This window comes from Streptomyces sp. NPDC048352, assembly GCF_040651895.1.
Taxonomy (GTDB): Bacteria; Actinomycetota; Actinomycetes; order Streptomycetales; family Streptomycetaceae; genus Streptomyces.
In genome coordinates, this window is sequence record NZ_JBEZKZ010000014.1 from 83,573 (window position 1) to 94,305 (window position 10,733).

Annotated in this window: 10 protein-coding genes and 1 pseudogene; 8 read left to right on the forward strand and 3 right to left on the reverse strand. The window is 71.8% G+C overall.

Translation table 11 applies throughout. The annotated features are described in order from the left end of the window. Positions 1-67 precede the first annotated feature (67 nt). Both AB0D45_RS10710 and AB0D45_RS10715 read left to right on the forward strand, forming a co-directional pair. The gene (locus AB0D45_RS10710) at positions 68-616 is read left to right on the forward strand and encodes a hypothetical protein (RefSeq protein WP_362457070.1); all 549 of its coding nucleotides are present in this window, start codon (positions 68-70) and stop codon (positions 614-616) included. A gap of 2 nt (positions 617-618) precedes the next feature. Continuing rightward, positions 619-846, forward strand: a pseudogene (locus AB0D45_RS10715) (integrase core domain-containing protein); the annotation flags it as partial. A gap of 95 nt (positions 847-941) precedes the next feature. Here AB0D45_RS10715 and AB0D45_RS10720 read toward each other — a convergent pair. Beyond that, positions 942-1,580: a hypothetical protein gene (locus AB0D45_RS10720; protein WP_362456978.1), complete on the reverse strand. Its 639-nt coding sequence runs from the start codon at positions 1,578-1,580 to the stop codon at positions 942-944. A gap of 229 nt (positions 1,581-1,809) precedes the next feature. After that, positions 1,810-2,385: a hypothetical protein gene (locus tag AB0D45_RS10725; RefSeq protein WP_362456980.1), complete on the reverse strand. Its 576-nt coding sequence runs from the start codon at positions 2,383-2,385 to the stop codon at positions 1,810-1,812. A 304-nt stretch (positions 2,386-2,689) separates the two neighbouring features. Between AB0D45_RS10725 and AB0D45_RS10730 the strand changes: the two genes are divergently transcribed. From AB0D45_RS10730 to AB0D45_RS10740, 3 genes are read left to right on the forward strand one after another with little or no spacing between them, the layout of a single operon-like run. Next, positions 2,690-3,340 carry a phenylalanine--tRNA ligase beta subunit-related protein gene (locus AB0D45_RS10730; protein WP_362456983.1) on the forward strand — a complete coding sequence of 217 codons (651 nt, stop codon included), beginning with the start codon at positions 2,690-2,692 and terminating at the stop codon, positions 3,338-3,340. Continuing rightward, positions 3,337-4,038, forward strand: a complete 702-nt coding sequence (locus AB0D45_RS10735; protein WP_362456985.1) for a hypothetical protein — start codon at positions 3,337-3,339, stop codon at positions 4,036-4,038. Before AB0D45_RS10730 ends, AB0D45_RS10735 begins: the two co-directional genes overlap by 4 nt. A gap of 59 nt (positions 4,039-4,097) precedes the next feature. Then, positions 4,098-5,459: a hypothetical protein gene (locus AB0D45_RS10740; RefSeq protein ID WP_362456988.1), complete on the forward strand. Its 1,362-nt coding sequence runs from the start codon at positions 4,098-4,100 to the stop codon at positions 5,457-5,459. 45 nt (positions 5,460-5,504) lie between these two features. Here AB0D45_RS10740 and AB0D45_RS10745 read toward each other — a convergent pair whose 3' ends face one another. Then, positions 5,505-6,893 (reverse strand): PLP-dependent aminotransferase family protein, encoded by a 1,389-nt coding sequence (locus tag AB0D45_RS10745; protein WP_362456990.1) that lies wholly within the window; start codon positions 6,891-6,893, stop codon positions 5,505-5,507. Positions 6,894-7,017: 124 nt separating this feature from the next. Here AB0D45_RS10745 and trpD point away from each other — a divergent pair, with 124 nt between their 5' ends. From trpD to AB0D45_RS10760, 3 genes are all read left to right on the forward strand, one after another. Further along, positions 7,018-8,088 (forward strand): anthranilate phosphoribosyltransferase, encoded by a 1,071-nt coding sequence (trpD, locus tag AB0D45_RS10750; protein ID WP_362456993.1) that lies wholly within the window; start codon positions 7,018-7,020, stop codon positions 8,086-8,088. Between the two features lie 191 nt (positions 8,089-8,279). Next, a complete protein-coding gene (locus AB0D45_RS10755; protein ID WP_362456996.1) occupies positions 8,280-9,476 on the forward strand; it encodes an ATP-grasp domain-containing protein in 1,197 nt (398 codons plus the stop codon). Beyond that, positions 9,473-10,732 (forward strand): MFS transporter, encoded by a 1,260-nt coding sequence (locus AB0D45_RS10760; RefSeq protein WP_362456998.1) that lies wholly within the window; start codon positions 9,473-9,475, stop codon positions 10,730-10,732. The genes AB0D45_RS10755 and AB0D45_RS10760 overlap by 4 nt, the downstream gene beginning before the upstream one ends. Position 10,733: the final 1 nt, after the last annotated feature.

The following is a 10,733-nucleotide window of genomic DNA, read 5'->3' on the forward strand; positions in this document are numbered from 1 at the left end:
CCGCTGGCCACAGCCGGTGTGGGCGAGCGGCGCGAGCTCGCCCACGGTCGCCACTGGCGGGTCGCCGGTGGCAGATCCGTTCACCGACCAGATCAGGTTGGTGTCCGAGCGCTGCGGCACCTGTGACTTCCGGCCCGGCAACCGTGGCAACCTCACTTCCGGCCACCTGGCCGCCCTCATCGCCGGACGAATCGACTCCAACCGACAGAGCGCGGCCGTTGAGCTCGTCGCCTATCTCGCGCTGAACCCCGGCGCCGACCACCACGCGATCGATGACGCGCTCTGGCCGGGCCGCCTGGTCAACAAGCAGATGCGCAACGCGACGATCTCCCGCACCGGGTCGTGGCTCGGCAAGAACGAGGACGGCGAGGCGTACTTCCCGCGGGTCCAGGACGCCGGCGACAGCCGCTATCGCCTCGCCTCTGCCGTCCGCTGCGACTGGCGGAACTTCCAGCACTTGGCCCGCACCGGCCTCGCCCGCCACGACGAGGACGGCGAGCTCGCCCGGCGCAGGGCTCTTGGGATCGTTCGCGGCCGCCCCTTCGCCGCCATCGACCCCCAGCGCTACGCCTGGGCCGAGCCGGCGGTGCAGGAGATGGTGTCGGCCCCGCCCTGAACGTCCGACTGTCCGTCGGGCGCACCGGAGTCTGCTGGGACAACGCCCTCGCCGAATCCTTCTTCGCCACCCTCAAGAACGAACTCGTCACCCGCTGCCGGTGGCACACCCACGCCGCCGCCAGAACCGCGATCTTCGACTACATCGAGGGCTGGTACAACACCCGACGACTGCACAGCAGCCTCGGCTACCGAAGCCCAGCCGACTACGAGAACCGCCCAACAGCCTGACCGACACAACCAACCTGTCCGCCAAACAGGAACAAGCCCACGTTTATCTGGGCACCGCGACAGCAGCAGCCCTCACTATCTGGCTCCGGTCCTGATCAGGGCCAGTCCTCGGTGATGGGGTACATGTGGGCGTAGGGATCTGGCTCGCCTGTAGAAGGATCCAGTCCGGCCCTGAGCCGTCGATGTTGCTCTCGCCAGCTGACGAATGTGTCTGTCTGCTTCCAGAGCGACGCATCGCCGAGTGGGCAGGCCTCGAACTGGCCCAGCATCATGCGGGTAATGAACTGGACCATGTTGCAGTTGAACAGGGCCCACGGCGACTCGCCCCACGAGTGGTGCCGGCGCCAGGCTATGACAGGCCACTTGTCCGGATCTGGGTCGTTCATAAGCCAAGCCATCTCGTTGGCGTTCATTCCAGAGCCCCAGGGCAGGATGGCATCGGCACCCAACGTCACGTCTGGGACTCCTCCGTCTTCCTCCCAGAGCCCGCGCAGGCCGACCGTCATGCCTCCGATGTGACACCCTTCCCACCCGCGCACGTCGCTCGGGAGCGGAGGCAGAATGACGAGCTCTCCGATATCGCCCACGCCGTACGTGTCCAGCAGAGCCTTGTAGTCACTCGGCAGCTTGGCGCCTAGCGCAGCTTCGGCCGCAGCCCAGTCGATCTGCTCGCCTCCTGCGAAGTCTGCCGGCACGAGGTCGAGCAGTACCGCGACGTCGGGATGAATACCCATGATGAAGCCCCTTGAGGTCAGTGGTCAGCAACCTTAGTTGTGTGGGCTGACACCGTTGCCCTGTAGTCAGGTCCCCAGAGCAGCCAACGTGTTCAACATGGGAAGCCAGGACTGTGACCACCGAACACCGCTGGGAGAAACCCTCAATGGGACGACCTCAGCAACCACCACGGCCGGACCAGGCGAGCACGCCCCATACCGCCCAACACCATGATCGGCCGGACAGCTCCTAGTCCCGGTCGAGGGCCAGATCGGCTGGTTCCGCCGCAACCACCTGGTCCCCGTCCCCGAAGTCGACACGCTCGCCGAGCTCAACGCGATGATCGACCGGTGGGACCACGAGGACGACGCCCGCCGCATCCGCTCCCGTCCTCGCACCATCGGCGAGTACTTCGCTGCCGAGCAGTCGCTGTTGGTGCCCTTGCCGGAGGAGCCGTTCGAGACGGGCCGGCTCTCCACTCCGCGGGTCGACCGCTACAGCCAGATCTGTGTCCGGATGAACCGCGACTCGGTGCCGGTCCGCCTGATCGGGCGGACTGTCCGCGTCATGCTGCACGCCTCTGAGCTGGTGGTATACGACGGCCGCGAGGAAGTCGCCCGGCGCGAACGGCTCATCACAGTCCTCAGCCGTCCCGGCGGCATCGAGGCGGTCCTCCTCGGCGGCGAGTTCGTCGCCGGCGACCCCGCCGCCTTCCGTACGGGCCCGGGCGCGGGTACGGATACGGGCGCAACCGACGGCAGCCCGGCCAAGGCCGCGGCCGACGGCAGCCCTGGGCAGCGGCTTCCCGGCGCTGCTGCGCAGCACCTCCCGGGAGCCGGCCCTGACGGACACCGAGGGACTGGAGGCGGTGGAGCGGATGGTGCACCGGATGCTCGACATGATCCTGCTGCTGCGGCGCCACGAGGACGTCACCGGAGAGGCCGTCCTGCAGTTGGATGACCGCAACGAACGTGTCGTGCGGGTACGCACGCACTGAACCGGTGGCCGGATATGTCCACATGTCAAGACTGGTACGGATCACGGTGCCCAGAGTGGCCTTGGGCGGGTTCCGTCCGGCTGTTGGAATGATCACGCGAAGTACGCGCGGCAAGTGAATCGGGAGAACCTTTTGAAAGCCCCAGCACTGAGCGCAGGCCGTAAGCCGTCCGGATCGGCTGGAACGGCCCGCTTCTGCGCCGTCGCGGCAGCGGTCGACCCCGCTGCCCTCGGCGTCCTGCTCGACGAGCGGCGCCGGGAACTGGCGCGACGGTCCGACGTCGAAGACGTGTTCGCGCGCGCAGCCGAGGTCGCGCGGGTCTACGCCCGGTGGTTCGAGGCCCAGGGCCACACCTGTCCGCTGCCCGGCCAGATCGCCGCGGCCCGGAGCAAGGGCCTGCCCTCGATCATGCCGACCGTCGACACGCTGCTGTATGCGGAGCTGACCACCGGGGTACTGATGGGCGTCCAGGACGCGGATGCCATCGACGGCGAACTGCGCTTCGACTGGGCGTGCGAGGGCGAGTCCTTCACCGGGTTCCGCTCCACCGTCACCTGTGTCCGCGACGAGCCCGTGGTACGGGACGCGACGGCGATCGTGGCCTCGGTACTCCAGGGCCCCGATCGCCGCACCAGCGTCACCAAGAGCTCCCGGCACCTGGTCTTCACCGTGTACGACGCCCCGGGGCTGCCCGCCGAGGCGTTCGACGCGGGGGTGGGTGTGCTGCGTGAACTCCTCACGGCGGCCGGGTCCGAGCCCGAGGTATCGGAGGTGCTCCTGTGAACGGTGTAAGCGCGGCCGAGTGCGAGCGGCTTTCCCAGGACCCGCTGCCCAGCCGCCACCAGCGCCGCATCCTCATATCCGCCGATCCGGACGGCACGTCCACCGGCCCGGACGACGCTGGACCGGCCGACCTCCAGCGGGCCGCGGCCCGCTGGCAGCGCCAGTACGTCGGCGGGGTCTACGTCCGCGTACCGGGTGACGCAGCCAGGCAGAACGCCACCGTCGCCGGGTTCACGGCCGCCGGGTGCACCCTGCAGGCCATCCACTTCTACCGGCCCGCGGACGTCTCCGCGCTGTCCTTACTGGCAGGGCGCATCGACGCCCTGCCCCTGGACGCGGAGTTCGACCCATTCCGGGCGGCGGAGCTGGTGCTGCTCGGAGCGACCGACGTGGTCGGCCCCTATCCGCAGCGGGACATGGACGCGGCACGTTCCGCGGCCGCGTACGTCAACAGCCGGCTCGGTGAGGGCGTCCTGGCGTTGCCCCTGTTGACCCGGGTGCCGGGAACCACGGTCACGGCCGGGGGGCCGGAGGGGCCCGCGGCCCCGGGTCGGGCCGCGCTGGAGGACCACTTCGCCGACACTGCGCGGGCGCTGGCGGCCGAGGCCGAGAGCCGGCTGGAGGTCTTCGACGCACTGGACCGCTTGCCGGGCGGCGGGGACGCCCTGCCCTTCTCGGCGGCCCTCGCCGGCGAATGACCCGGCGCACCACCGACCACACCGTTTGAAGCGTCACCAGCGATCCGGGGGGAACCGCGATGCGCGCCACGACCACCGCCACCACTACGACGACTCTGCGCGCCGTACTCGATTTCGACCTGGCCGACTACGTCCGCCACGCCCGCGCCGCGGGCCGCGACCACCTTGACCCCGGACTGCGCGCCTGGATGGCCGAGGCCTACGAGGACATCGTCGTCCTCCTCGCCCTGGACCGTGACCGGCTCACCCGTCAGGAGCGGGCCGTGCTCCGCTTGGCCGAGCTCGTCTTCCAGGCGGAATGGAAACTGGCCCTCCCCGACGGCGAGAGCCCCCAGGAGGTCGCCGCCCGTGGCGGCGGTCCCCTGGACCGGCGCGGCAAGCGCTACCAGCCCTACGGCAACGTCCGTCTCCTCAACCACGTCCTCGGCACCCGCGCCCACGTTCCCGACGGAGCCGTCGAGCGGGCCTGCTGGCAGGCGATCCGCGCCACCGCCGCGGGCTGGCGGGCGTACGAACAGCGCACCGTCGAGGGCACCGAGAAGTGGGCCCAGGACGTCCTGCCCAGCGCCGCGCAGCTCACGGAACGCATCGCGCGGCTCGGCTCGCTGATCTCGCTGACCGCCGGGCGCGCCCCCGCGCTGCGGCCCGCCTCCGTCGAACCGCCCCGCCACTGGCAGGATTACCTGCTCCCGCACGGCCGCGCCGACATCCTGGAGCACCTGGCCGTCCTCCCGCAGACCACCCAGCACGACGAGGTCACCTTCCTGCGGGTGATCCACCTCGTCGAGGCCACCACCTGGGGCGTGCTCGCACGGGTGATGTCCGCCGCCGAATGGCTGCGCGCTGGGCAGTGGGAGTACGCCACCGAGTGCCTGGAACGCGCCGCGACCATGGCCGCCGCGCAGACCGAGGCGCTGCTCGTGCTGCGCAGGACCATGCCCGTCGAGCACTTCCACGGCTTCCGGGCGGCCACCGGTGACGCCAGTGCCGTCCAGGCCTTCCCCACCCAGCTGCTCCACATCCACCTGCTCGGAGTTCACCCCGAGAAGGTCGAGGCACTCGGAGAGGCCACCGAGAACTCCTATGTACTGATGCACCAGAACCCGGACTTCGAGCCGTTGCGGAGCCTGCTGCGCAGGGTACCCGACGAAGGGTCCGGGCAGCGGGTACTGGACGCGGCCCACCGCCTCGACCAGGAACTCTTCGCCTGGCGGAAGGTCCACTACGGGGTGGCACTGCGTTACCTCTCACCGGGGGCAACCGGCTCGGGCGGCACCTCTGGCGCCCCGTACCTGCGCGGCTTCTACCAGGACCGGCTGTTCGACGCCGACCGCACGCTGCTGCCGCAGCACCGCGCGGCGGGGACGGCCGTGCTCGATCCCTGGATCCGGGCCCGCTCCGCGCTGTCTCCCTTCAACTGACTGGAAGGGGAACGCCGTTCGTCCGGGGAGGCGCACCGTGCGGGATCACTCCTCGTACGCCTCCCCGATGCGTCGGATCGCCTCCGAGATGCCCGACCGCCCCATGGCCGTGTACCCCAGGACCAGACCGGGCAGAGCGGTGCCCGGCCGGTCGTAGAACACCCGGCCGCCCTTGACCAGGACGGACCGCGCCAGCGCCCGGGCCACCAGCCGCTCCTCATCCGCGCTTTCCGGCAGCGTCGCGAACACGTGCAGCCCGGCCACCGGACCCACCAGCGTCGCGGCCGGCAGGTACCGCTCCAGGGCCTGCATCAGGGTCCCGTGCTGCGCCCGGTAGCGCGTCCGCATCCTGCGCAGGTGACCGTCGAGCAGCCCGCTGCGCAGGAAGTCCGCGAACGCCAGCTGCATCAGTCCGTCGCCACCCAGGTCCCGCCTGACCCGGACCATCTCCGTCACCCGCGTCAGCTCGGGCGGCAGCACCAGCCACCCCAGCCGCAGACCGGGCGCGAGGAGCTTGCTCGCCGTACCGGCGTAGATGATCCGCTCGGGGCTCACGGGCTGCATCGCGAGGTGGCGGCCGCGGTGGTCCAGCCACAGCCCGCCGTCGTAGTCGTCCTCGATGATCCAGCCGCCGGTGTCCTGCGCCCAGCGCACCAGCTCCTGCTTGCGCTGCTGGGACATGGGGACGCCCAGGGGGAACTGGTGCGAGGGCGTGACCAGCACGGCCCGCACCCCGCTGGCGTAGAGCGGTTCGATCTCCACGCCCTCCGCCCCCACCGGCACCGCCACCGTCCGGATGCCGTTCTCCTCGATGAACTGACGCTGCCGGTCGTGGCTCGGGTCCTCGACCGCCAGCCGGTGCACGCCCAGTTCGACCAGGGCCGCGCAGATCAGCCCCAGACCGTGCGCGAACCCGCCCGTCACCATGGTGTTGTCGGGGTGCCCCAGCACACCGCGCACCCGGCCGAGGTAGGAGATCAGCTCCGTGCGCAGCTGGTCGACACCGAGCAGCGGCGGATAGCCGAGCCCCTGGTAGCGGGCCGTTTCCACCGCCCGCTGGTAGGAACTCGTCCACTCGCGGTGCGGGAAGGTCACCGCGTTCGGCGTACCCGGCAACAGGTTGAACCGGGCCGGGGGCACCGTCCGGTCCACCAGCACCACCGGCTTCCTGATCCGGGTGTCGGCATGGGCTGCCACCCGCGTCCCCGACCCGCGCACCGACTCCAGCAGCCCCTCCCCGGTGAGCTTCTCGTACGCCTCCACCACCACGCTCCGGGACACCCGGAGGTCCTCGGCGAGCTGACGGCTGGACGGCAGCCGGGAACGGGGCGCCAGCCGGCCCTGTTCCACCTGGCGGCGCAACTGGTCCGCGATCTGGGCGCCCAGTGGCTCGGGCCCGTCCCGACGGACCTCTAACACGACGTGCCACGTCATGGAATCCCCCTGTTCAAACGTGTGTTGCGTCAGTCACGAACTTACAGGTGGACTGCGATTGGTCCGGTTCGGAGCCGGTCAACTGGTCTGGCGTGGTGTCACCTGGATTCGCAGACTGTGTTCTGTGACAGCCCGCGAACTGACGACGACCTGGCCGGACCTGCTCGATTCCCTGCTGGACGGGCAGGACCTGGCGGCGGCCGAAACCTCCTGGGCCATGGAACAGGTGATGACCGGCGGGGCGACCTCCGCCCAACTGGCCGCGCTCCTCGTCGCGCTGCGGGCCAAGGGGGAGACGGCCACCGAGGTGCGCGGCTTCGTCGACGCGATGCGCGCCCACGCCGTGCCCCTGGACGTGCCGGGCCCCACCGTCGACGTCGTCGGCACCGGCGGCGACCGCGCCCGTACGGTCAACATCTCCACCATGGCCGCCGTCGTGGCCGCCGCGGCCGGGGCGCGCGTCGTCCAGCACGGCAACCGGGCCGCCTCCTCGTCCTGCGGGTCCGCCGACGTCCTGGAGGCGCTGGGCGTCCGGCTCGACCTGCGGCCCGAGGACGTGGCCCGGACCGCCGCCGAGACCGGCATCACCTTCTGCTTCGCCCAGCGGTTCCACCCGGCCCTGCGCCACGCCGCCCCGGCCCGCCGGGAACTGGGCATCCCCACCGTCCTCAACCTGCTGGGCCCGCTGACCAACCCGGCTCGCCCCGCGGCCCTCGCGGTCGGTACGGCTTTCCCCGACCGGGCCCCGCTGCTCGCCGAGGTCCTCGCGCACGGCGGCGGATCCGCACTCGTCTTCCACGGCGACGACGGTCTCGACGAACTCACGGTCACCACGACCTCCCGGGTGTGGAGCGTGTACGGCGGCGAGGTGCGGGCCGAAGCCTTCGACCCTCGCGACGTGGGCATCGCCCCGGCCCCGGCCGAGGCCCTGCGCGGGGCCGACACCGCCCACAACGCCCGGGTGTCCCGCGCGCTCTTCGCCGGGCGGCGGAGCCCGGTACGGGACGCCGTCTTGCTCTCCGCGGCTGCCGCCCTCACCGCGCTGGCCGCCGTGGAGGACCCGCGGGTGGCCGCTCTCCCCTTCACCGAGCGGATCGGGGACCAGCTGGAACGGGCCGCCGAGGCCGTCGACTCCGGCGCGGCCACCGCCCTGACCGGCCGCTGGGCCGAGGTCTCGGCCAAGTTCGCGCCCTGACCCGGCGCCCCCGTACCCGTAGCCATTCCTCCGCGCGCCTTGCGCTCCGCGACGACCGGCCGTCGCACGGCCCGCGGCACGCAGCCGTTCCCGAACCGAAAGGTGACCCGATGCCCTCCTCGTTGCCGTTCCCACCCTCGTCGGACGCCCCCGGCCCCGATGTCCGTCCGCTGCTGATCCTGATCAGTCCCATGGACCAGGAGACCCGCGGCCACCTGCTGGAATCCGTGGCGCACGAGCACCGGATCTGGCTGTTCTCCGACCGGGAGCCCGGCTGGGAGGCCCCGTTCATCACCGGGCACACCCTCGTCGACACCCTGGACGCCGAGGGCATGACCCGCCACGCCGGTCCCGTCGGCGCGGACGCGATCCTGTGCTGGGACGAGACGCGCATCCTGCCGGCTGCCCGGGTGGCCCGAGCCCTCGGTCTGCCCGGGCTCACCCCGGAGGCGGTACTGACCTGTCGCGACAAGCACCTGACCCGTCTCGCGGTGGCCGCGGCCGGCGGCCCCCAGGCCCGCTCCACCGCCGTGTCCACGCTGGACGAGGCGTACGCGGCGGCCGCTCGGACGGGCTACCCCGTCGTGGTCAAGCCACGCGCGCTGGTCGGCAGCACGGGCACCCGCATGGCCCGCACGCCCGAGGAACTCGCCGCGATCTTCCCCGGCATCCGCGGGACCACCATGGTTGAGGTACGCGAGCGCTTCGAGCAGCCCGTCCTCGTGGAGGAGTACCTCGACGGCCCCGAGATCAGCGTCGACGCCCTGATCTGGGACGGTGAGGTCACGCCGCTCTTCGTGGCCCGCAAGGAGCTGAGCCCGCCCCCCAACTTCGAAGAGGTGGGCCATGGCGTCGACGCCGCCGACCCGCTGCTCGCCGACCCCGAACTGCTGAGGGTACTGACCACCGTGCACGCCGCCGTCGGCATCACCCGCGGCTGGACGCACTCGGAATGGCGCCTCACCGCCCGCGGCCCGGCCCTGGTCGAGGTCAACGCGCGCAGCGGCGGCGACTTCATCTCCTACCTCGGCCTGCTGGCCACCGGATGGAACGCCGGCCTCGCCGCCGCCTCCCTGGCCCTGGGCAAGCACCCCGAAGAGGGCGCCGCCCGGCACGGCGCAGCCGCCGTCCGCTTCCTCTACCCCGAGGTGGAGACCGTCGTGGGCCGGGTCACCATCGACCGGGACCGGCTCCCCGCCGCCATCGAGATCGCCCGGGTCGTCGCCCGGCCCGGTCACATCCTGGAACTCCCGCCCGCCTCGCACACCGGCCGCTACGCCATGCTGGTGGCCGCCGCCGACACGGCGAACGCCTGCCGGGCGGCCCTGGACGCGGCCGAGGACGCCGTACGCCTCGAAGCGGCTGCCCCGGTCACCGCAGCGCGATGAGCGTGGACGAGGGCACGCGGAACGCCGCCGGGATGGAAGCGGTGGGCATCGCGCGCACCTGGCGCGAAGCCCCCCTGCCCGTCAAGGCGGTGATCGCCGGGATCATGGTGAACCGCCTGGGCGGCTTCCTCCAGGTGTTCCTGGTGCTCTACATGGTGGCGGGCGGCTTCCCCGTGGTGCGGGCGGGCTTCGCCCTCGCCGCACACGGCGCCGGCGCGGTCGCCGGGATCCTCCTGGGCGGCTGGCTCGTCACCCGGATCGGCGTCCGGGCCTCGATCGTCTCCTCGATGACCGTCAACGCCGTCCTCACCGCGGCCCTGCTGTATGCCCACTCCTACCCGGTACTGCTGCTGCTCGCCGCGGGCACCGGCGCGGCGAGCCAGGTCTACCGGCCCGCCTCCGCGGAGCTGGTCAGCCGCCTGACCAGCGAGCAGCGCCGCGTGATGGTCTTCGCCATGTACCGGCTCGCCACCAACGTCGGCACCACCGCCGCCCCGCTGATCGGGGCGCTGCTCGTCGCCCACTCGTACGCCCTGCTCTTCTGGGCGGAGGCGGCAGCGGCCCTGGGCGTCGCCGTGCTCGGGCAGCGGCTGCTCCCGCGCGACCGGCCCCCGCGCGGTACGGCCGCCCCGTCGGCGCGGCCGCGGGGGACCGGCCCCACCGGCTACCGGGCCGTGCTGCGCGACCGGGGTTTCGTCCTGTTCCTGCTGGCCATCTTGGGCTTCTCCGCCGTCTACACCCAGTACCTGTCGACGCTGCCGCTCGCCGTGCGCGCCCACGGCTTCGACGTCTTCGTCTACGGCGTGCTCGTCGCGGTCAACGGGGCCATCGTCATCCTCTGCGAGCTGCTGGTCACCCGGCAGGTGCAGCGCTGGCCCGCCCGGGTGACGAGCATCGCCGGGATTCTGGCCGTCGGCGCGGGCCTGACGGTCTACGCCCTGCCGCTGGGCCTCGCCGGACTGGTGCTCGCCACCGTGGTGTGGTCCGTCGGCGAGATCATCGGCTCCCCGACGATGACCGCCTACCCCGCGCTGGCCGCGGCTCCGGAGGATCGCAGCCAGTACCTCGGCGCCTCGCAGGCGATGTTCGGCGTCGGCTCCGCCGTGGGTCCCGCCGCCGGGGTCGCCGCGTGGGCCTTGATGGGCGACGCCGTCTGGCTGCTGTGCGGGGCCGTCGCGGTGCTCGCGGCGCTCGCCGCCCACTTCGGGATGCCGGCCTCACCGCGCCGTACGTCCCCTTCGCACAAGGAGAGTTGAG